We start from the raw sequence: 20,693 nt of genomic DNA, 5'->3' as shown, positions 1-20,693 counted from the left end.
GACACCCCACAGCACCGTGGATCCTTACTGCTGTCAGCAGCGCCGAAAAACAGCAGTACGGCACCAAGGGGCTGGGTGGGTGGAGTCAGCCCGCGTGGATGGGGCCCTCGCGTTCTGCCAGGCGCTTGCCCGCGCCGCCCCAGTGCATGGCGATCATCTCGGCGGCGATCGAGACGGCCGTCTCCTCCGGCGTGCGGGCGCCGAGGTCGAGGCCGATCGGCGACGACATCCGCGCGATCTCCTCCTCGGTCACGCCTGCCTCGCGCAGCCGTTCGATGCGGTCGTCGTGGGTGCGCCGCGAGCCCATCGCGCCGATGTAGCCGACCTCGGGCAGCCGCAGCGCGACCTCCAGCAGCGGCACGTCGAACTTCGGGTCGTGGGTCAGCACGCACAGGACGGTGCGCCCGTCGATGCGGCCCGCCTCGGCCTCGGCGGCCAGGTAGCGGTGCGGCCACTCGACGACCACCTCGTTGGCCCCGGGGAAGCGGGACGCGGTGGCGAAGACCGGCCGGGCGTCGCAGACCGTGACGCGGTACCCGAGGAAGCTGCCGATCTTGGCGACGGCGGCGGCGAAGTCGATCGCCCCGAACACGATCATGCGGGGTGGTGGGGCGAACGACTCGACGAAGACGTCGAGGCCCTCTCCGCGGCGCTGGCCGTCCACGCCGTAGTGCAGCATCGCGTTGCGGCCCGCGTCGAGCAGCCCGCGCGCGTCGTCGCGGATCGCGTCGTCGAGCCGGCTGGAACCGGTACCGCCCTCGGTGCGGTCCGGCCACACGACCAGGCGTGTTCCCAGCCGCTTGGCCGGGCCTGCGACGACCGTGGCGACGGCCACCGGCGACCCGGTGCGGATCGCCTCGGCCACGTCGCCGAGCTGCTCGTAGCCGGCGCGGTCGATCTTCTCGACGAAGATGTCGATGATCCCGCCGCAGGTCAGGCCGACGGCGAAGGCGTCGTCGTCGGACACGCCGTAGCGCTGCAGCACGGGGCGGCCGTCGGCGAGGACCTGCTGGCCCAGCTCGTACACGGCACCCTCGACGCAGCCGCCGGAGACGCTGCCCACGGCCTCGCCGCCGGGCCCGACGAGCATCGACGCGCCCGCCTGGCGGGGGGCCGAGCTGTAGGTGCCGACGACCGTGGCGAGCGCGGCGGTCTGCCCGTTCTTCCACCAGCCCTCGAGCTGATCCACAACATCACGCATGCCGTACCACCTCGAGTAGTCGTTCCAGGGTGGCCAGGCTGTGGCCGGCCAGCAAGTCGTCCAAGAACGGCAGCGCCGCGACTATTCCACCCTGCACCGGCGCGTACCCGTCCTTGCCGACGTGCGGGTTCACCCAGACCACCCGGTGCGCGAGCCGGCTCAGCCGCGACATCTGCTCGCGCAGCACGTCGGTCTCCCCGCGCTCCCAGCCGTCGGAGAAGATCACGACGACGGCGCGGCGGGCGGCGCCGCGCTGCCCCCAGCGGTCGACGAACGCGCGCAGCACCTCGCCGAGGCGGGTGCCGCCCGACCAGTCCGGGATCGCCGTCGCCGCCGCGGCCAGCGCCCGCTCCGCGTCGCGCATCCGCAGCTCGCGGGTCACGCGGGTGAGCCGGGTGCCGAGCGTGAACGCCTCCACCGATGCGGGCGAGCGGCGCACCACCACGTGCGCGAACCGCAGCAGTGAGTCGGCGTAGGGCTCCATCGAGCCGGACACGTCGACGAGCAGCACGACCCGCCGGTGCCGCCGGGACCGGTCGCGGCGTCGCAGCTCGCGCAGCTCACCCTGGTTGCGCAGCGCGGCCCGCAGGGTGCGGCCGGGGTCGGGGGCGCCGTGGCGGGACGGGCGCAGCCGCCGCGAGGACCGCATCGGGGGCTCGGGCCGCAGCATCGCCAGCAGCCGGCGCAGGTGCTCCCGCTCGGCGGGGCTGAGCTCCCCGAGGTCGCGGTGGCGCAGGATCTCGGTGCCGCTGGCCCGCGCGTGGATCTGCGGGGACTCGGTGCTCTCCTCCTCGCCGCCGCCCGCGTCGCCCGGCGTGAGCGCGGCCAGCCGCGGCGGCGGAGGCGGGCGCTCGTCGCGGATCTCCGTCCGGCCGCTCTGCGGCGGGGTGAACCAGGTCGCGAACGCCTGGTCGTAGCGGGGCAGGTCGTCGGGATCGGAGCAGAGCGTGAGCCGACCGGCCCAGTAGGTCTGGGTCCGATCGGTGACGTCGAGTGCGTCGAGCGCCGAGAGGAACGCCGCCACCCGGTCGGTCGTGACCGCCAACCCCGCGTTGCGGAGCACGACCGTGAACCCGACGAGGCCGGGGACCGGATCGTCGGTGGCGGGGGCGACCGGCGGGGACACCATCCGTTCAGGAGGCGAGGAGGGCGTCGAGCTGGTTGCGGACGCGGTCGGCGTCCTCGCGGTACTTGAGCACGGCGCCGAGCGTGGCGGCCGCGGAGTCGACGTCGAGGTGACGGGCGCCGACGAGCTGCAGGGCCCGCGCCCAGTCGATCGTCTCGGCGACGCCGGGCGGCTTGAGCAGGTCGGCCTGGCGCAGCTGCCGCACCGCCCCGGCGACCTGGGCCGCGAGCCGCTCGGGCAGGCCCGGCAGCCGCGAGTGCAGGATCTGGATCTCCCGCTGCAGGTCGGGGTGGTCGAGCCAGAGGTAGAGGCAACGGCGCTTGAGCGCGTCGTGCACCTCGCGCGTGCGGTTGGAGGTCAGCACGACGAGCGGCGGATCCTTCGCGCGGATCTCGCCGACCTCCGGGATGCTCACGGCGTGCTCGGTGAGCACCTCCAGCAGGAAGGCCTCGAACTCGTCGTCGGCGCGGTCGACCTCGTCGATCAGCAGCACGCTCGGGCTGGTCTGCAGCGCCCGCAGGATCGGCCGGGCGAGGAGGAAGCGCGGGTCGTAGAGGGAGGCCTCGACGGCGTCGGCGTCGAGGGTCTCACCGGTGGCCGACGCCGCGGCCTCCAGCGCGCGCAGGTGCAGCAGCTGGCGGGGGAAGTCCCAGTCGTAGAGGGCCTGGGAGGCGTCGATGCCGTCGTGGCACTGCAGCCGGATCAGCTCGGCGCCCAGCACCTCGGCCAGTGCCTGCGCGAGCGCGGTCTTCCCGGTGCCCGGCTCGCCCTCGCAGAACAGCGGCCGGTTCATCTGCATGGCGAGGAAGGTGGCGGTCGCGAGCCCGTCGTCGGCGAGGTAGCCGGTGGCGCGCAGCGCCGTCGCCAGCTCCGCGGGCGATCCCACGGGGTTCGAGGGGCGTTCGGTCACGGTTCCAGCATGACGGACGGGGGCTCCGGCAGCCACCACGGGTGAGCCCGGTCATGCCGCGCGGAGCCGGATGATCATGCGCGCGGGCGCTCAGGAGTGTGACGCAATCGGTAATACTTTCGCTCTGAATGTATTTCATCGCCCGTGATCAACCTGTGATCGCATGCCGCTGACCAGCAAGTATTCAGGAGTCGACAGGTCAACCGCGGTGTTAACGTGATGATGGTCACCCCGCCGAAGTTTGACGATTCGCGGGATCTGCCTCGTAGCGTCATCGCTCGGCAGTTCCGCATGGGACCGCCGAAAACACATCCGGAACCGCCGCGCCCCGTCCAGTCCCGCGGTTCCGGTCCGTCGAGCCAGAGATGGGACTGGGCCGAGCGTGGCATTCATGACGGGCTTCCCCTCGCTTCGTCATGATCGCCAGGACGTGGTCAGGGTCCGCCCCCCGGGCCTCTGACGAGCACGTTCGCCTCGATGGTGCGACCTGGAGCCCCGAAATGACTTCTCGACCGGATTCCCGCCTGGGCCGAAAGCTGGTGCGGCTGGCCGTCGTCGGTGCAGTTGCGGTCGGCGCCCCCTTCGCCGTCGCGGGTACCGCGAACGCCGCCTCGGATTCCACCTGGGACCGCCTGGCCAAGTGCGAGAGCGGCGGCAACTGGAAGATCAGCACCGGAAACGGCTACTACGGCGGTCTGCAGTTCAGCCCCCGCACCTGGCGCGCCCACGGCGGCAAGGGCATGCCGCACAAGGCGAGCAAGGCGCAGCAGATCCGCGTCGCCGAGCGCGTCCTGGCCAACCAGGGCTGGAAGGCCTGGCCGTCCTGCTCGAAGAAGCTCGGCCTGCGCGGCAGCGACTGAGTGCCCCGGCTCGCGGCGCCGGGTCAGGCGGAGCCGACCCACTCGTCGGTGCCGTCGGCGAACAGCTGGTGCTTCCACACCGGGAGCAGCCGCTTGACCTCGTCGACCAGCTCGGCGCAGGCCGCGAACGCCTCTCTGCGGTGATCGGCGGCGACGGCGCACGCCAGCGCCACGTCGCCGATCCCCAGCGGGCCGATCCGGTGGCTCACCGCGATCGCCCGCACCCCGGTGGCCCGGCCCGCGACATCCGCCGCGACCTGGGCCACGATCTTCTCCGCCGTCGGATGGGCGCTGTAGGACAGGCCACGGACGGAACGCCCCCCGTCGTGGTCGCGCACGACGCCGGCGAACGTGACCACCGCGCCCGCGGCGGCCTGGTCCACCAGCGCGGCGTGCTCCGCGACGTCGAGCGGAGCCTCACCCACCGCCGCGCGCAGGACGGCGGCACCTCCCGGGCTCGTCACCGGTGATCGCCTCCTCGTAGCTGGTCGACCGCGTGGTCGAGGACCTCGGCCAGCACGGCGAGGCCGTCCCGGACTCCACCTGTCGATCCGGGCAGGTTCACCACGAGCGTGCGGCCCGCCACGCCGGTCAGCCCGCGGGAGAGCACCGCCGTCGGCACCGCGGGCGCGCCCGCGGCGCGGATGGCGTCGGCCAGGCCGGGCACCTCGTAGTCCAGCACCGCGCGCGTGACCTCCGGCGTGGCGTCGGTGGGGGAGATCCCCGTGCCGCCGGTGGTGATCACGACGTCCACGGCGTCGGCCACCGCCGCGCGCAGGGCCTCGCCCACGGGCTCGCCGTCCGGCACCACGGTCGGGTCGGGCGTGGTGTAGCCGCGGGAGCGCAGCCACTCCACGATGACCGGCCCGCCGCGGTCGGCGTAGACCCCCGCCGCGGCACGGTTGGACGCGGTGACCACGCGCGCGCGCCGCTCGGCCGTCACGGCCGGTCCTGCGGTCGCGTCCACGTGCCGGTCTTCCCGCCCTCCTTGCGCTCGACCTGAACGCCGTCGAGCACGGCGGCCGGGTCCACGGCCTTGACCATGTCGTGCAGCGCCAGCCCGGCGACTGCCACCGCGGTGAGGGCCTCCATCTCGACGCCCGTGCGGTCCGTGGTGCGCACCGTGGCCCGGATCCGGACCTCGGCGCCCTCCGGCTCGAGGTCGACGACCACGCCGCTCAGGGCGATCGGGTGGCAGAGCGGGACGAGGTCCGGGGTGCGCTTGGCGCCCATGATCCCGGCGATCCGCGCGGTGGCCAGCGCGTCGCCCTTCGGCAGGCCGTCCCGGCGCAGCAGCTCCACCACCTCCTCGGTGGTGCGCAGTGTTCCGGTGGCGACGGCGGTGCGCGCCGTGGCCTCCTTGCCCGAGACGTCCACCATCCGGGCGGCGCCTGCGGCGTCGACGTGCGTCAGCTCCACGCACGAACCCTACGACGTGCGCGGCGACCGTGCCGAGACGCCATCGTGATCTTCTGGTGATGTGATCTGGACCACTGCTTAGCAACCTGGAAGTAATTCGCGCGTTGTCCCAGACCCGCGTCCTGAGCTGCGAAGACGGCGCCCTCGTCACTCGTTCGGACGTACTTCCCGCCACACTCCGCCCGAGATGGGGGGTTTGCGCGCGGGCTCGCCGGACGTAGCGTCCTGTCCCGGCCCGGACGGATGCCCCAGATCCGGCCAGGCCCCGGGAATCGCAGCGCTCCCCTGTCCGGCGATCCCCGGCCCCGCCCCCGAACGAAGCGTGGGACAGGAACGGACGCGGCCTCCCCAGCCGCACCGCCAGCTCCCCGGCGGTAGTCGTCCGGCGCGCAGCGCGCGGAGTTGCCCCATGGCCCGCTACCGCGGCCGTCATCGTGCCCCGAGCACGGCAGGCCGAACGATCGCCCGCACCGCTCTGGCCGGCGCTGTCGCCGGCGCTCCGCTCCTCGTCGCCGCCCCGGCGTACGCCGCATCCGACTCCACCTGGGACAAGCTGGCCCAGTGCGAGAGCGGCGGCCGTTGGGACATCAACACCGGCAACGGCTACCACGGTGGCCTGCAGTTCTCGCCGCGCACGTGGTCCGGGTTCGGGGGCAAGGAGTTCGCCCCCGTGGCCTACAAGGCCAGCCGGGCCGAGCAGATCGTCGTGGCCGAGCGCGTGCTCGCCGAGCAGGGCTGGAACGCCTGGCCGTCGTGCTCGCGCAAGACCGGCGTCCGCGGCGAGTCCGCCAGCCAGCGCGAGGCCCCGGCCCGCGAGTCCTCCTCGGACGACTCCGAGGACCGCGTGCGCCTGGCCTCGTCCGGTTCCACCAGCGGCAACTACACCGTCAAGAGCGGTGACACGCTGAGCCGGATCGCGTCGGCCAACGGCGTGGCGGGCGGCTGGAAGGCCCTCGTCGAGAAGAACCCGGCACTGCAGGGCAACCCCAACTCGCTGGTCCCCGGCCAGAAGCTGACTCTGTAGAACCTGGCCTCCAGGCCGCACCTTGGAGCCATAGCGCTGTTCTGACCCCCCCTCGGGCAGCGCTATGGCTCCACGGTGTTTCCGGCCCAGCGCGACAGGTGCTCCTGCGTGTCCACGTCGTCCGGCGTCGACACGTCGCCGCACTCCAGCAGCTCCAGGGCGGGGTGGCCGGCCAGGTAGCCGCGCGCGCCGGCGTCGCCGGCGGCCGATGCGCGCACGCCCGGCCAGTGCGCGCGGCCGATCAGGACCGGGTGTGCCGGGCGCCCGTCGTACGCGGCGCGCACCAGCGCGTCGGGGCCGCTGCGGGCGGCCAGGCGCGCCACGGCGTCGGCGGTGACCCCGGGCAGGTCCACCAGGTGCACGAGCACCGCGTCCGGTGCCGGGTCGATCGCGGCGACGGCGTCCAGCCCGGCGCGCAACGACGCGCCCATGCCCTCGGCCCAGTCCGGAGCCGGCACCGGCTGCACGCCCGCCGGCAGGAGGCCGCGCACCTCGTCCGCGGCGGCGCCCAGCACGACCAGCAGCGGCGCGCAGCCGCCGTCGTCCAGCACGCGCAGCGCGCGCCGGACGAGCGGCTGCCCGCCGAGGGTCACGAGCGCCTTCGGCCTGCCCATCCGGCGGCCGGCGCCGGCCGCGAGGAGCAGGCCGGCCGGCGGGCGACCCGCTATTTGTTGATCTCCGTGACGGGGTGCACGTACGGCACCTCGTCCAGCGGGAACTCCACGTCGCCGAACGGCGAGAGGGAGCCCTGCAGGGGGCTCGCGAGTTCGGTGACCGGGTGCTCGCCGTCGGGCAGGTCCGGCCACGTGGGGTCGATCCGGCGGGAACGCTCGGCCACGGTGTCCTCCTGGTGCTGTGGTGGGTCCTCCCCGAGTATCCCGTACCGGTCGCGGCCGCGTCGACGCGGCGTGAACACCGGGGTGGATCACCGCCGGCGCGCGGGTCCGTGTGGGGTGGCGAGCCGGCCGGTCGCGACGATCCACGCGGCCACCACCGCCGTCGGGATGGCCATGACGAGCGCGTGGGTGGTGTCGTCGAGCCGGCCCGCGGTGAGGACGTCGCCGGTCAGCAGCGCCAGGACCATGTTGTTCCCGGCGTGCGCGAGGCTCGTCGGCCAGATGCTGCCGCTGCGGATGCGCAACCAGCTCAACAGCACCTGCTGGGCGAGGAACGAGCACGTCCAGATCAGCAGGCCGAGCGGGACGACGTCGAAACGGATGTAGCCGACGAAGGCCAGCGGGTAGTGCCAGACCGCCCACACCAGGCCGGTGGCGAGGGTCGCCCGGAGCGGCCGCCCGGGGAACAGCCGCATCCGCAGGTAGCCGGTCCAGCCGAACTCCTCGCCCCAGTAGACCGGGGTGAGCAGGGGGACGAGGAGGAGCAGGAGTATGACGAACGCCCACCCGGGCAGGCCGAGCCACGCCACGAGGTACGAGCTGGGGCTCGCGCGCAGGCGCAGGGCGAGGCCGGCGTCCGTGAATCCCTGGCGGGTCACCCACCGCCCTGCCGCCCACCGCCGACACCCACCGAAGGGTCCTCGCCGTGCTGGCCTACCTCAGGGGCCCGGACCGTCCGGGTGGGCCCGCCCGCTGAGTGCGCGTACACGCTCGACCCCGTCCTGGCGCCGCCGACTACCGTGGACCTGATGCCCGACTCGCTGGTGGACTGGCTTCGCGCCCAGGACGACGAGACGCTCGCCGCGTTGCTGCGGCTGCGCCCCGACCTCGGCGTGCCCCCGCCCGCGGACCTCGTCGTGCTCGCCACGCGGGCCGGCATCCGGGCCTCGGTGCACCGGGCGTGCGACGACCTCGACTCGCTGACGCTGGCCGTGCTGGAAGCGGCCGTCGTCGCCGGCGCCGACACCGCGCCCGTGCCGCTCGACGAGCTCCGCCGCCTGCTGGGCCCGGACGTCCCCGCCGAGGCCCTCGACCGGGCGCTGCGGGCCCTGCGCGAGCGCGCGCTGCTGTGGGGGCCCGACGAGGGGATCTCGCTCGTGCCCGCCGCCCGCGAGGTGGTGCCGCGCCACCCGGGCGGCCTGGGCAGGCCGGCCACCGGCCCCGCGGGCTCCTCGGCGCTGCCCGAGCTGCTCGCCGCCGTCACCCCCGAGGAACGCCGGGTGCTCGACGCCCTCGCCGCGGGGCCGCCGATCGGGCGCAGCCGGGCCGGCTCGGACCCCGACAGCCCGGTCGGGCGGCTGCTCGCGCGCGGGCTGCTGCTGCGGGTGGATCCGGAGACCGTCGAGCTGCCCCGCCAGGTCGGGCTGGCCCTGCGCGGGGACCGGCCGATGGGCGCGGTGCCGGTCGCACCCCCGGACATCGGGGCGCGGGACCGCGGCGCCGACGTCGTCGACCGGACGGCCGGCGGTGCCGCGCTCGAGGTGCTGCGCAGGCTCGACCTGCTCATCGCGTTCTGGGGCCGCACCCCGCCTCCCGTGCTGCGCTCCGGCGGGCTCGGCGTGCGCGAGCTGCGCCGCGCCGCCCGGGAGATGGACACCGACGAGACGATGGCCGCGCTGCTCGTCGAGCTCGCGCTCGCGGCCGACCTCGTGGGGGAGAGCGACGGCGTGGCGCCGGACTGGGTGCCCACCACGACCGCCGACGTGTGGGGCGCGGGCGGGCCGGAGGTGCGCTGGTCGGCGCTGGCACGCACGTGGCTCGACATGGCCCGGATGCCCGGTCTCGTCGGTCGCAAGGACGACGCCGGCCGCCCGATCTCCGCCCTCTCCGACGGCGTGCGCCGCCCGCTGGCCCCGCGCGACCGGCGCCGGGTGCTCGCCGGGCTCGCCGAGCTGCCGCCGGGCACCGCGCCCGCGTCCGCCGGGGCGCTGGCCGACCTGCTCGCCTGGCGCGCGCCGCGCCGCGGCGGCCGGCTGCGCGACGAGGTGGTCGACTGGGTGCTCGCCGAGGCCACGGTGCTGGGCGTGGTGGCGCTGGACGCGCTGACCGCGCCGGGCCGGGCCCTGCTCGACAACCCGGACCGGATCGTGGCCGCCCTGCGGGCCACGCTGCCCGAGCCGGTGGGCCACGTGCTCCTGCAGGCCGACCTCACCGCCGTGGCCCCTGGCCCGCTGGAGACGGCGCTGGCGCGCGAGCTCGACCTGGTGGGCGAGGTCGAGTCGGCGGGTGGGGCCACGGTCTACCGCTTCACCGAGGCCACCGTGCGCCGCGCACTGGATGCGGGCCGCTCCGCCGCCGACCTGCACGAGCTGTTCGCCCGGCGGTCGGCCACCCCCGTGCCGCAGGGCCTGACCTACCTGGTGGACGACGTCGCGCGTCGGCACGGGCAGCTGCGCGGGGGCGCCGCGGCGTCGTTCCTGCGCTCGGACGACGAGGTGCTCATCGCCGAGGTGCTGGCCCACCCCGACAGCCCTCCGCTCGAGCTGCGGCGCATCGCGCCCACCGTGCTCGTCTCCCCGCTCCCGCTCGTCGAGCTGATGGACGGTCTGCGGGCCGCCGGCTTCAGCCCGGCCGCCGAGGACACCGGCGGTGGCGTGCTCGACCTCACCGACCGCGGCCGGCGGACCTCACCGCGGCGCCGGGCGGCCTCCCGCAGCGGACCTCCCGAACCGGGCGCCGACCAGCTCGCGGCGCTCGTGGCGCGCATGCGATCGGGAGACGCGACGGCCGGCGTGCGGCGCGGCACCGCGGCCCCGGTCACGACGAACGGCTCCACGCTCGACCTGCTCCGCGCCGCCGCGGCGGCCCGGCGCGCCGTCTGGATCGGCTTCGTCGACGGGCACGGCGTGGCGGGGGAGCGCGTGCTGGAACCGCAGAGCATCGGTGGCGGCGTGGTGGAGGGCCGCGACGCCGTGGACGGCGCCGTGCACCGCGTGCCGCTGCACCGCATCACGAGCATCGCGATGGTGGAGGACTCCGTCTGACTGCCTCCGCTTCGCTCAAGCGGGGGTCTGACCGCCTCCGCCGTGCGGCGGCCGGCTCGCGGACCTCGGGACGAGGCCCGCGAGCGGCGCCGGGAATCAGCGGGCGCCGGCGGTCATCCGGTGGTGCATCGCGTGCTCCACGAGCGTGATGAGCGTCTGCTTCGTGGACTGCCGGTTGCGGGCGTCGCAGCTGACGATCGGGATCGCGGGGTCGATCGACATCGCCTCGCGGACGTCCTCGATGCGGTGCTGCAGCAGGCCGTCGAAGCAGTTCAGGCCCACGATGTAGGGCAGCCCGCGGTCCTCGAAGAAGTCGATCGCGGCGAACGAGTCGGCCAGGCGCCGGGTGTCGACGAGGACCACCGCGCCGATCGCGCCCTTGACCAGGTCGTCCCACATGAACCAGAACCGGTGCTGGCCCGGCGTGCCGAACAGGTAGAGGATCAGTTCGGCGTCGAGCGAGACGCGACCGAAGTCCATCGCGACCGTGGTGGTCTGCTTGTTCGGCGTGGCCGCGAGGTCGTCGACGCCCGCGCTGGCCTCGGTCATGACGGCCTCGGTGGTGAGCGGCATGATCTCGGACACCGAGCCGACGAACGTGGTCTTACCCACGCCGAATCCACCGGCTACCACGATCTTGGCCGAGATCGTCGCCGCGGTGGCGATCGCCGGGGGCCGGCCGGGGTAACTAGAGCCGACGGAGTCCACTCAACACCCTTTCCATCAGTGCGAGGTCCGGCGCGTCGCCGGCGCTCGTCGCGGTCTGGTGCACGGTCACCAGGTTGAGCCCCGCCATGTCACCCAACAGCACCCGGGCGACACCGAGCGGGATCGACAGGAGGGCCGCCACCTCGGCGACCGATCGCGTCTGCTCGCAGAGCTCCGCGACTGCCCGGTGCTCGACCTGCAACAGGCCCATCTGGTCATGGCCGCGTTGGCTGGTGGAGACGAGCGTCTCGATCGCCAGGTCGAGGCCGGACTTCGTACGTCCGCGGGTCCAGGCATACGGCCGGACCGCGGCGGCACCGCCCTCCTGGCCGCCGTGCTCCGGGCCGAGGGTGCGCATGTCGATCGGAGCGGTGGCCGGCCCGGGGACGACCGGCGGCGGTGCGGGAGCAGGCGCAGGCGCGGGTGCCTCGGCGGTCTCCTCGACCACGTCGGTCTCGGAGCCGCGTTTGCGACCCCACCTCCGGCGGCGCGACGATCGGCTCGCGTCGAAGCTGAAGCCGTTCATGACGTCGGCGAAGGTCGGCTCCGAGGGTTGCCGGCGCTCGTCGTCGGGACCGGAGCTCATCGCACCTCACCTGCTTCCTGCCGGTCGGTGGCTTGCCTGTCGGATACGTTCGGACCTGGCCGCTCAGCGGCCGAAGGTGCCCTGCAGTTCGGCGCGCAGCTCGGGCGTGAGCAGCTGACCGACCCGGTCGACCAGCAGCGTCATCTCGTATCCGATCAGGCCGATGTCACAGCTCGGTGACGCCAGCACGGCGAGGCAGGAACCGTCGCTGATCGACATCAGCAGCACGATGCCACGGTCCATCTCGACCACGGTCTGGACCACGCCGCCCGCGTCGAAGCACCGCGCCGCGCCCTGGGTGAGGCTGACGAGCCCGGATGCGACGGCGGCGAGCTGGTCGGCGCGGTCACGCGGCAACCGGTCGGATGCCGTGAGCAGCAGACCGTCGGCCGACACCACGATCGCGTGTGCCACCCCGGGCACGCGCTCGGCGAAGTTCGTGACAAGCCACCCGAACCGGCTCGGCTGGACCTGCGGTGCCGTCATGAGGACTCCTCGTCGTGATTACCACCCGCGTTGGCGGGTCCCGTGCCACCGTTGGCTCCGGGAACCGATGATCCTTGTTGCTGGTAGCCGCGCATCCTGCTCTCGCGGCCCTGGCGAACGCCCTGCTGGTAGCTCGCGAGGCGCCCCCTGATGTTCTCGGCACTACGCGCCGTGGTCGCAGGCGGGGCCAGCACTGCCGATCCGGCGCTACCGGGCACCAGCCGGGCCCGCGGCCGGCGCTTCGGCAGCCCGGCCGCGGTGACCTCGTCGGGCTGCTCGGCCAGGGCGTCGCTGGCAGCACGCCACCCCTCGTCGGCCGTGCTCGCGAACTCCTGCGCATCGGCGTCGGCATCGCCTGCCGGCGCCGCCGCCGTGACGGGCACCTCGCTCGTCGGCGGTGCCGGAGCCGGCGCAGGGGCCGGCGCGGGCGTCGGTCGCGGTGCCGGTGCGGGCCGCGGAGCCGGGGCCGGCGGCGGGGCGGGCGCCGCAGCGGGCGCCTGCGGTGCGGGAGGCGGGCCGGGCCGCTCGTCCTGCTCGGTCTGCCAGTTGACCGGGATCGGCCGGTTCGACCGGAACCAGGCCGACGCGATCTCCTCGAAGATCGGCGTGGTCTCCCCGAGGTCGAAGCCCGACCCCTCCGGCCGGCCGTCCGGCACGTGGCCGGGCTCGGCGATGACCGGGACGTTGGGGGCGAACAGCCCCTCGGCGTCCGAGGCGGCAGGAGCGGGCTGGGCCTGCTCGGGCCTGGACTGCTCGGGCCTGGCCTGCTCGGGCCTGGCCTGCTCGAAGCGGGCGGTCTCGGGCCGGGCGGTCTCGGGCCGGGCGGTTTCGGGCCGGGCGGGCTCGGAGCGGGCGGGAGCCGGCCGCGGGGCCTCGGGCTGCGGGGCCGGTCCGGTGCGCTGCGGGAACGGGCGAGGCGTGGGCCGCGGGGTGGGCCGCGGTGCGGCCGGCCCCGATCCAGCCGGTGCGGCCGGCCCCGATCCAGCCGGTGCCGCCGGTGCGCCGGCCGCGGGGCGCCGCACCGTGGGCATCGGCATGGTGGGCGGGGACACCACATCGGCGGCGTCCTCGACCTGCTGCCCGGCCTCCGCCTGCGGGGCGGCGGCCTCCTGGCCCTGCTCCGCGGGGACCTCCTGCGCATCCTGCGCCGGCACCGGCTCCGCGGCGGGCGCCTCGGTGCCGGAGCGGCCGGACTCGGTGCCGGAGCGGTCCGCGCGGTGCGCCCCGTCCTGCCCTTGCCGGTCCGCAGGGGCCGGGCGCGGCCGCAACGGTTCGGGACGAGCCGGGGCGGCCTCCGCGTCCGCGGGCTGCGCCGCGGCCGGCTTCGCCGGCCCGGACTGGAAGAGGTTCGGCTGCCCCTCGGCGGGGGCCTCCGCCCGGGGCCAGTCGGGCCGACCCGGCGTGCGGCGGGGCAGGCCGGAGCGCGTCTGACCGCCGTGGGACGCCTCGCCCTCGGGCGTGCTGCCGCGCTGGTCGACCGGCGGTTCCTGCGCCGCCCCGTTGCGGGTGGCGCCCCGGTCGGTGGGCTGCTGCTGGTCGACGCGCGCCTGGGACTCGCGCTCGTCGGCGGGCCGGTCGGACGACGCGGGGTCGGCCTCGCGGCGCTTCTCGAGGCCGGGTCCGGCGTGCCCGTTGAGGCGTCCGGACTCCGGGTGACCGCCGCTCCGGCCCGACTCCTCGGCACGTGCGGCGGCGGCGCGGGCCGCGGCCTCCTGGTCACGGCGGGCCTGCGCGGCGACCTCGCGGGCCTGCTCGTCGCCCGACCGGTCGGCGGGCTCGGGGCTGCCGCCCTGGTCGGGCTGCTCCCCGCGCTCCGGCGGCACGGGCGGGCCGCCCGGGCGCAGCGTGGACCCGGGGCGCCTGCTCGGCAGCGACGGCGTGGCGCCGTTGGAGCTGGGCGGCGGGGTGAACAGCTGCCCGTCGCCGGCTGCGGGTGCGTCGAACACGCCGGTGGGGTTGGCCGGGCCGTCGGTGCCGGCGACCAGCGACGACAGCCCGCCCGTGCGCGCGGCGCCGTTGACCCCGCGCTGCGGCGGCACACCGGGACGCCCGCCCGCGGCCCCCGCGGCGAGCGGGAGGCTCGCGGTGCGGCTGACCTCGACCGGCTCGATGCTCGGGATCAGGTGCGCGGGCACCGTGACCGACGCGGTGAGGCCGGAGCCCTGGCCACCGGCCGACGAGGTGGACAGGCGCACGCCGATGCCGTGGCGGGCCGCGAGGCGACCGACCACGAACAGGCCCATCCGCCGCGACGCCGAGACGTCCACCGAGGACGGTCCGCCGAGGCGCATGTTGGCGTCGTTCAGCTCGTGCTCGGCCATGCCGACGCCGCGGTCGGCGATCTCCACGACGATCGCGCCGTCGGTGGTGCGGGCGGTGCTCATGACCACCTGCGAGTCGGGCGGGGAGAAGTTGGTGGCGTTGTCGAGCAGCTCGGCGAGCAGGTGCACGACGTCGGAGGCGGCGCGGCCGGCGACCGTGGCCGTGGGCGGCGTCTGCACGACGATGCGCTGGTAGGACTCGACCTCGGAGACCGCGGCCCGCAGCACGTCGACCATCGGCACCGGCGCGATGTTGCGCTTGGCGAGGTCGGTGCCCGCGAGGACCAGCAGGTTCTCGCTGTTGCGCCGCATGCGGGTGGCGAGGTGGTCGAGCTGGAACAGGTTGGACAGCTGGTCGGCGTCCTGCTCGTTGCTCTCCAGCTGCTCGATCAGCTGCAGCTGGCGCTCGACCAGCGCCTGGCTGCGGCGGGAGAGGTTGACGAACATCGCGCTGACGCCCGCCTGCAGGGCGGCCTGGTCGGCCGCGAGGCGGACCGCCTGCCCGTGCACGGCGTCGAACGCGCGGGCCACCTGGCCGACCTCGTCGCGCCCGGTGAGCGGGACGGGATCCACGGCGACGTCGGGCGACTGCCCGGCGCGCATGCTCTCGACCGCGAGCGGCAGGCGCCGCTCGGCGACGTCGAGCGCGGACGTGCGCAGCACCCGCAGCGACCGGATCAGCGCCCGGGCGATCAGCACCGCGACCGCGATGCCGATCAGCAGGCCGAGCATCAGGACCACCGAGTTGACACCGGCCAGGTTGCTGGCCTGCTCCTCGGCCGCGACGCTCGCCGCCATGAGCTCGTCGCGCAGCAGGTCGGAGGTGCGGTCCGCGCCCGCGCGTGAGCCGTTGTAGGCGGTGTCCCACTCGGCGGGGGCCAGCGCGATCGGCTGGCCCGGCGGAGTGGCGAGGATCGCCGCCACGAGCCGCTCGCGCTGCGCGTTGGCGGCGTCGTCGAGGAAGCTGCCGAAGCGGGTGAGCTGCTCGGGCGTCAGCGCCGCCCGGTACTCGCCGATGGCCCCGGCCAGCTCGCTGTCGGTGGCGATCTCGTTGGCGTCCTGCGGCGACAGGCTGCCCGCGCGGATCGCGGCGCCGAGCACCGTGTGCTGCACGGCCAGCTGCTCGCGCGCGTCGGTGACGGCCGACAGCGCGTCGGCGATGCCCGCGACGTTCGGCGTGCGCAGCTCGCGCAGCAGGGCGCGGTCGAGCACGTCGACGCTCGCGACGACCGCGTCGTAGCGGGTGCGGAGCTGGTGGGCGTCGACGGCCGGGTTGTCGGTGACGTCGTCGCGCAGCACCTGCAGCTGCGAGACCTCGCCCTCGGTGCGCTGCAGTGTGGAGGCGGTGGTGGCGCCGAGCTCCTCCACGCCGCGGACGGCGCCGAGCATGCCCTCGATCTCGCCGTCGGCCTGCCCGAAGCCGATCTCGAGGACGCCGCGGTCGCCCGAGCGGCCGCCCGCCACGAACAGCGTGGCCTCGTGGCGTTCCTGGCGCAGTGAGTCGGCCGCGGCCGCCACCCGCTCCTGGACCGCGAGCAGCCGGGTGCTGTCGCCGAGCTCGGACGCCTGGCCCGCCTGGTCGGTGACGCGCAGGACGCCCAGGACCAGCGCCAGCAGGGCGGGCACGAGGCCGACCACCACCAGCTTCCAGGTCAGCGTCCAGTTGCGCGGGTTCAGCCGCTCGGACCAGGAGTGCCCGGTCTCGATGCTGGTCACGTCAACGTCCCCCTGAGGATTGCCGGCGACGATCTGTCGAACTCTGGCACGCGCCGACCCCCGCGCGCGAGGGTGGGCGGGACGAGCTGCGGCCCGTGGGCGGTGGATGGCCGCGTTCGGGCGGGCAGCCCGGGGAGCAAGAGCATCGGGTGGGTCCGTCGCGCCTTCGGTCGGGGTCGGACCGGTCGGGTGTCCCGGTCCGCATCGTGCGCGCTCCGCTCCGACACGCGCCCTCTGGGGAAGGGCGACGCCCTTCGGATCCGGTACGATCGCGACGGCGCACGTGCGCTCTCGGACAGAGCTGGCAAAGTATAGCCCGAGTTCAGAGCGTCCCCATCCGCGTGGTCGACCCCACCGACCCGTTCCCCCGAACGGACCTATCAGACACAGCGAGTAGCGTCCTTCCGGGGTGCCGTTGCTGCGTTCGAGGAGTACCACAGCTCATGACCGACGGGCCGCTGATCGTCCAGTCCGACAAGACGCTGCTGCTCGAGGTCGACCACCCCGACGCCCGGGCGGCGCGGGGGGCGATCGCCCCGTTCGCGGAGCTCGAGCGGGCTCCCGAGCACGTCCACACCTACCGGGTCACCCCGCTCGCACTGTGGAACGCCCGTGCCGCGGGCCACGACGCCGAGCAGGTGGTCGACGCGCTGGTGCGCTACTCCCGCTACGCCGTTCCGCAGCCGCTGCTCGTCGACGTCGTCGACACGATGGGCCGCTACGGGCGCCTGCAGCTCACGAACTCGCCGGTGCACGGGCTCGTCATGGTCGCGCTGGACCGGGCGGTGCTCGAGGAGGTGCTCCGCCAGAAGAAGATCGCCCCGCTGCTGGGCGCGCGGGTGGACGAGGACACCGTCGTGGTGCACCCGTCCGAGCGCGGCCACCTGAAGCAGGCGCTGCTCAAGATCGGCTGGCCCGCCGAGGACCTCGCCGGCTACGTCGACGGCGAGGCGCACCCGATCGCGCTGGCCGAGGACGGCTGGTCGCTGCGCAGCTACCAGCACGAGGCCGTCGAGGGCTTCTGGGCGGGCGGTTCCGGGGTGGTCGTGCTGCCCTGCGGCGCCGGCAAGACGCTGGTGGGTGCGGCGGCGATGGCACAGGCGCAGGCCACCACGCTGATCCTGGTGACCAACACGGTCGCGGGGCGGCAGTGGAAGCGCGAACTGGTGGCGCGCACCAGCCTCACCGAGGACGAGATCGGCGAGTACTCGGGCGAGCGCAAGGAGATCCGCCCGGTCACGATCGCGACCTACCAGGTGATCACGCGCAAGTCCAAGGGCGAGTACAAGCACCTGGAGCTGTTCGACTCCCGCGACTGGGGGCTCGTCATCTACGACGAGGTGCACCTGCTCCCCGCGCCGGTCTTCCGGATGACGGCCGACCTGCAGTCGCGGCGCAGGCTCGGGCTCACCGCCACCCTCGTGCGCGAGGACGGGCGCGAGGGCGACGTGTTCTCGCTGATCGGGCCCAAGCGCTACGACGCGCCGTGGCGCGACATCGAGCAGCAGGGCTGGATCGCCCCGGCCGAGTGCACGGAGGTGCGGGTCACCCTCACCGACGCCGAGCGCATGGGCTACGCCGTGGCCGAGGCCGAGGAGCGCTACCGGATGGCGTCCACGGCCCACACGAAGCTCGCCGTCGTGAAGGGCATCCTGGAGCGCCACGCCGGCGAGCCGGCGCTCGTCATCGGTGCCTACCTCGAGCAGCTGGAGGAGCTGGGGGAGGCGCTCGACGCGCCCGTCATCCAGGGCTCCACGAAGAACAAGGAGCGGGAGGAGCTCTACGACCGCTTCCGCCGCGGCGAGCTGCCGGTGCTCGTGGTCAGCAAGGTGGCCAACTTCTCGATCGACCTGCCCGAGGCGAGCGTCGCGATCCAGGTCTCGGGCACCTTCGGGTCGAGGCAGGAGGAGGCCCAGCGGCTGGGCAGGCTGCTGCGGCCGAAGGCCGACGGGCGGCAGGCCCACTTCTACTCGGTCGTCTCCCGCGACACGCTCGACACCGACTACGCCGCGCACCGCCAGCGGTTCCTCGCCGAGCAGGGCTACGCCTACAAGATCGTCGACGCCGACGACCTGCTCGGGCCGGCGGTACCGGACGTCGGCTGACGTCCCGTTCGCCCGATCCTGTGGTCCGGCCGTGCGACCGGCAGCGGCCCGGAGGACACTGGCTGCTCGCGCACCGACAGGGGAGCGGGCATCGGCACTCTCGGCTGGATCCTCGTCGTGGCGGTGGCCTGGCTGGTCGTCGCCGCGGTGGTCGGTCTGCTCGTCGGGCGGATGATCCGCGAGCGCGACCGGCAGGTACCCGGCGCCCCCGACGCCCCGGCCCCCGGCGCCCGCGAGGGCACCCGGCCGCGGGTGGTGGGCCGGGGCAGGCAGCGCCGTCGGTGAACATCGACCGGGCACCCTCTGCATCCGGGGCTGTCGCAGGCTCCTGACCTGTGTCATCGTCCGCGGATGGGGTCGAGCGAGCGCGCCGCGTCGGAGCGGGTCCTCGGGCAGGAGCACCTCCTTGACGCGCTGCTGGCCGAGCGCGACGGGTTGCTGTCGGTGCTCGACCGGGTGCTGGCCCTGCACGGCACCGCTCGGTTGATCCGCGACGCCGCAGGCGCCGACGCGGGGTTCGTCGCCGATGTCGAGGGGACCTCGCAAGCCGTCATCAGGTGGCTGGCGGGCAACCGCACCGACTCGCTGCAGGACCTCGCGGTACCGGCCGGACAGGGGGTCGGCGGGCGGGTGCTCGCGCTGGGCCGGCCGGTCCGGGTCAGCGACTACGTCACCGCGCGCAGCATCACCCACCAGTTCGACGGGGTGGTGAGCCGCGAGCACATGTCGGCGATGCTCGCGGTGCCGATCCTGGAGGACCGGCCGGGCAGCGCGCGGACCGTCGCCGTGGCGTACGCGGCCCTGCGCGGGCCGGGCGCGTTCGGCGACGACGCGGTCCGGGCGGTGCAGCGGGTGGCGGTCGACGCGGCCCGTGCCCTCCGCCTCGCCGACCGGGCCGCGGTGGGCCAGGCGGCGGCGGTGGCGGCCGAGCGGCAGCGGATGCAGGCGTCGCTGCACGACTCGGTGGGCGCGATGCTGTTCTCGATCGGCGCGCAGGTCCGCGACCTGCGCACGACGCTGCCGGACAACCCCGTCCTGCGCACCCGGCTGGGTCGGCTGGAGTCCGACATCTCGGCGGCGTCCCTCGCCCTGCGCGAAGCGTTGCTCGCGCTGGCCGAGTCGAGTCCCGAACGCGCCCTGCCGATCGAGATCGCCGAGCACTGCCGCAGCTTCGAGGCGCGCACCGGCGTGCCGGCCCGGTTCGTGCAGCTCGGCGACGTCCGCCCGTTGGACGCCGAGCGCACGACGCTGCTGGTCAGCGCGGTGCGGGAGGGCCTGCTCAACGTCGAGAAGCATGCCGGGGCCGCCACCGTCGTGGTCAGCCTCGGCGAGGTGGACGGCGGGGTGCAGGTCGCCGTGGCCGACGACGGCGTACCCCGCAGGGACGGCGACGAGGACACCGGTTCCGACGGGACCGGGCTCGGGGTGCGCCTGCTGGTGGAGAAGGCGGCCCGGCTCGGGGGCCGGGCGAGCCTCGTGCACGACGAGGACGGCGGCACGACCCTGCGGGTGCTGCTGCCCGAACCGCCCCGATGACGCCCGCCCGCGTCATGGTGGTGGACGACCACCCGGTCGTCCGCGACGGCGTGGCGCTGCTGCTGCGGGGCGAGCCCGCGCTGGCCGTCGTCGGGGCGGCGGAGAGCGGGCGCGCGGCGCTCGAACGGGCCGCCGCGCTGCGGCCGGACCTGGTGCTGCTCGACCTGCGGCTCCCCGACATGCTCGCGCCCGAGGTGGTGGCCGGGCTGCGCGCGGTGGTGCCGTCCGCGCGGGTGGTCGTCTTCACCGCGCACGGCGACCACCACGGCGTGCGGGCCGCCCTGGACGCAGGCGCCCACGGCGCCCTGCTCAAGGACGCCGCCGTCACCGACCTCGTGGCGGCGCTGCGCCGGGTGCTGCGCGGCGAGCGGGTGTGCGACCCGCGGATGGTGCAGGACGAGCAGCCCGGCCGGGCCGCTCTCGCGCGCAGCGGGCTGACCCGCAGGGAGTACGAGGTGCTGCGGCTCGCCGCGCAGGGGCGCACCAACCCGGAGATCGCCGAGACCACGGGGCTCGCGCGCAACACCGTGAAGACGTACCTGCAGTCGGCCCTGCACAAGCTCGGCGCCCGCAACCGCGTGGAGGCCATCGGCAAGGCGAGCGAGGCGGGGCTCCTCTGACCCGGCGCGGCGACGCTGCGTGTGCCGTCGTGCGCGATCCGCGACACGTGCGCGTCGGCCGGGTAACGGGCCGTCAACATTCCGGTCTTCCCTCTCCACCTGGGGGTGGCCGGGTGGTGTGACGGGCCACACGATGTGCCCCGGCCGCAGCGCTGCGGCACGGGCGAAGGGGCTCGAGAGTGGCGGTAGGACGAG

General features: G+C 74.9%; 18 protein-coding genes and 1 pseudogene. 7 read left to right on the top strand and 12 right to left on the bottom strand.

From position 1 onward, the window contains the following. Positions 1 to 85 precede the first annotated feature (85 nt). From FB558_RS12535 to FB558_RS12525, 3 genes are read right to left on the bottom strand one after another with little or no spacing between them, the layout of a single operon-like run. Complete coding sequence (locus tag FB558_RS12535; RefSeq protein ID WP_142052041.1) at positions 86 to 1,201, bottom strand: XdhC family protein; 1,116 nt, start codon at positions 1,199 to 1,201, stop codon at positions 86 to 88. After that, positions 1,194 to 2,330 (bottom strand): vWA domain-containing protein, encoded by a 1,137-nt coding sequence (locus FB558_RS12530; protein ID WP_142052038.1) that lies wholly within the window; start codon positions 2,328 to 2,330, stop codon positions 1,194 to 1,196. Before FB558_RS12530 ends, FB558_RS12535 begins: the two co-directional genes overlap by 8 nt. 4 nt (positions 2,331 to 2,334) lie before the next feature. Further along, a complete protein-coding gene (locus FB558_RS12525; protein ID WP_142052035.1) occupies positions 2,335 to 3,237 on the bottom strand; it encodes an AAA family ATPase in 903 nt (300 codons plus the stop codon). Positions 3,238 to 3,737: 500 nt separating this feature from the next. On the opposite strand from FB558_RS12525, the gene FB558_RS12520 reads away from it, so the two are divergent. Further along, the gene (locus FB558_RS12520; protein ID WP_142052032.1) at positions 3,738 to 4,097 is read left to right on the top strand and encodes a transglycosylase family protein; all 360 of its coding nucleotides are present in this window, start codon (positions 3,738 to 3,740) and stop codon (positions 4,095 to 4,097) included. Positions 4,098 to 4,120: 23 nt separating this feature from the next. Here FB558_RS12520 and FB558_RS45175 read toward each other — a convergent pair. Next, a pseudogene (locus FB558_RS45175) lies at positions 4,121 to 5,064 on the bottom strand (molybdenum cofactor biosynthesis protein MoaE). After that, positions 5,037 to 5,516, bottom strand: a complete 480-nt coding sequence (moaC, locus tag FB558_RS12505) for a cyclic pyranopterin monophosphate synthase MoaC (RefSeq protein ID WP_142052024.1) — start codon at positions 5,514 to 5,516, stop codon at positions 5,037 to 5,039. Before moaC ends, FB558_RS45175 begins: the two are co-directional and overlap by 28 nt. A 409-nt stretch (positions 5,517 to 5,925) precedes the next feature. Here moaC and FB558_RS45170 point away from each other — a divergent pair, with 409 nt between their 5' ends. Continuing rightward, positions 5,926 to 6,540: a LysM peptidoglycan-binding domain-containing protein gene (locus FB558_RS45170; RefSeq protein WP_142052021.1), complete on the top strand. Its 615-nt coding sequence runs from the start codon at positions 5,926 to 5,928 to the stop codon at positions 6,538 to 6,540. A gap of 62 nt (positions 6,541 to 6,602) precedes the next feature. On the opposite strand, the gene FB558_RS12495 is transcribed toward FB558_RS45170, so the two are convergent. The 3 genes from FB558_RS12495 to FB558_RS12490 all read right to left on the bottom strand — a co-directional run bounded on the left by FB558_RS12495 (position 6,603) and on the right by FB558_RS12490 (position 8,035). Next, the gene (locus FB558_RS12495; protein ID WP_281288621.1) at positions 6,603 to 7,208 is read right to left on the bottom strand and encodes a nucleotidyltransferase family protein; all 606 of its coding nucleotides are present in this window, start codon (positions 7,206 to 7,208) and stop codon (positions 6,603 to 6,605) included. Then, positions 7,205 to 7,378: a hypothetical protein gene (locus FB558_RS43230; protein WP_170231280.1), complete on the bottom strand. Its 174-nt coding sequence runs from the start codon at positions 7,376 to 7,378 to the stop codon at positions 7,205 to 7,207. The genes FB558_RS12495 and FB558_RS43230 overlap by 4 nt, the downstream gene beginning before the upstream one ends. An 87-nt stretch (positions 7,379 to 7,465) precedes the next feature. Then, on the bottom strand, positions 7,466 to 8,035 hold the full coding sequence (locus FB558_RS12490; RefSeq protein ID WP_142052015.1) for a CPBP family intramembrane glutamic endopeptidase: 570 nt from the start codon (positions 8,033 to 8,035) through the stop codon (positions 7,466 to 7,468). A gap of 150 nt (positions 8,036 to 8,185) precedes the next feature. Here FB558_RS12490 and FB558_RS12485 point away from each other — a divergent pair, with 150 nt between their 5' ends. Continuing rightward, on the top strand, positions 8,186 to 10,420 hold the full coding sequence (locus FB558_RS12485; protein WP_142052011.1) for a helicase-associated domain-containing protein: 2,235 nt from the start codon (positions 8,186 to 8,188) through the stop codon (positions 10,418 to 10,420). 96 nt (positions 10,421 to 10,516) lie between these two features. On the opposite strand, the gene FB558_RS12480 is transcribed toward FB558_RS12485, so the two are convergent. From FB558_RS12480 to FB558_RS45165, 4 genes are all read right to left on the bottom strand, one after another. Beyond that, positions 10,517 to 11,128: a GTP-binding protein gene (locus tag FB558_RS12480; protein ID WP_142052009.1), complete on the bottom strand. Its 612-nt coding sequence runs from the start codon at positions 11,126 to 11,128 to the stop codon at positions 10,517 to 10,519. Further along, a complete protein-coding gene (locus FB558_RS12475) occupies positions 11,109 to 11,714 on the bottom strand; it encodes a DUF742 domain-containing protein (protein ID WP_142052006.1) in 606 nt (201 codons plus the stop codon). Before FB558_RS12475 ends, FB558_RS12480 begins: the two co-directional genes overlap by 20 nt. Before the next feature lie 63 nt (positions 11,715 to 11,777). Continuing rightward, positions 11,778 to 12,200, bottom strand: a complete 423-nt coding sequence (locus FB558_RS12470) for a roadblock/LC7 domain-containing protein (protein WP_142052004.1) — start codon at positions 12,198 to 12,200, stop codon at positions 11,778 to 11,780. Continuing rightward, the gene (locus tag FB558_RS45165; RefSeq protein ID WP_170231279.1) at positions 12,197 to 16,237 is read right to left on the bottom strand and encodes a sensor histidine kinase; all 4,041 of its coding nucleotides are present in this window, start codon (positions 16,235 to 16,237) and stop codon (positions 12,197 to 12,199) included. Before FB558_RS45165 ends, FB558_RS12470 begins: the two co-directional genes overlap by 4 nt. A 443-nt stretch (positions 16,238 to 16,680) precedes the next feature. Here FB558_RS45165 and FB558_RS12460 point away from each other — a divergent pair, with 443 nt between their 5' ends. The 4 genes from FB558_RS12460 (at position 16,681) to FB558_RS12450 (ending at position 20,498) form a co-directional block, all read left to right on the top strand. Continuing rightward, on the top strand, positions 16,681 to 18,342 hold the full coding sequence (locus tag FB558_RS12460; protein ID WP_142051998.1) for a DNA repair helicase XPB: 1,662 nt from the start codon (positions 16,681 to 16,683) through the stop codon (positions 18,340 to 18,342). 117 nt (positions 18,343 to 18,459) lie between these two features. Next, positions 18,460 to 18,627, top strand: coding sequence for a hypothetical protein (locus FB558_RS43225; RefSeq protein ID WP_170231278.1), 168 nt, complete (start codon positions 18,460 to 18,462; stop codon positions 18,625 to 18,627). 66 nt (positions 18,628 to 18,693) lie between these two features. Next, on the top strand, positions 18,694 to 19,878 hold the full coding sequence (locus tag FB558_RS12455; RefSeq protein ID WP_142051995.1) for a GAF domain-containing sensor histidine kinase: 1,185 nt from the start codon (positions 18,694 to 18,696) through the stop codon (positions 19,876 to 19,878). Next, positions 19,875 to 20,498, top strand: coding sequence for a response regulator (locus FB558_RS12450; protein ID WP_142051993.1), 624 nt, complete (start codon positions 19,875 to 19,877; stop codon positions 20,496 to 20,498). The genes FB558_RS12455 and FB558_RS12450 overlap by 4 nt, the downstream gene beginning before the upstream one ends. Positions 20,499 to 20,693 lie beyond the last annotated feature (195 nt).

This window comes from Pseudonocardia kunmingensis (genome assembly GCF_006716445.1).
Classification (GTDB): Bacteria; Actinomycetota; Actinomycetes; order Mycobacteriales; family Pseudonocardiaceae; genus Pseudonocardia; species Pseudonocardia kunmingensis.
This window is presented reverse-complemented; position numbering and strand designations above follow the sequence as displayed.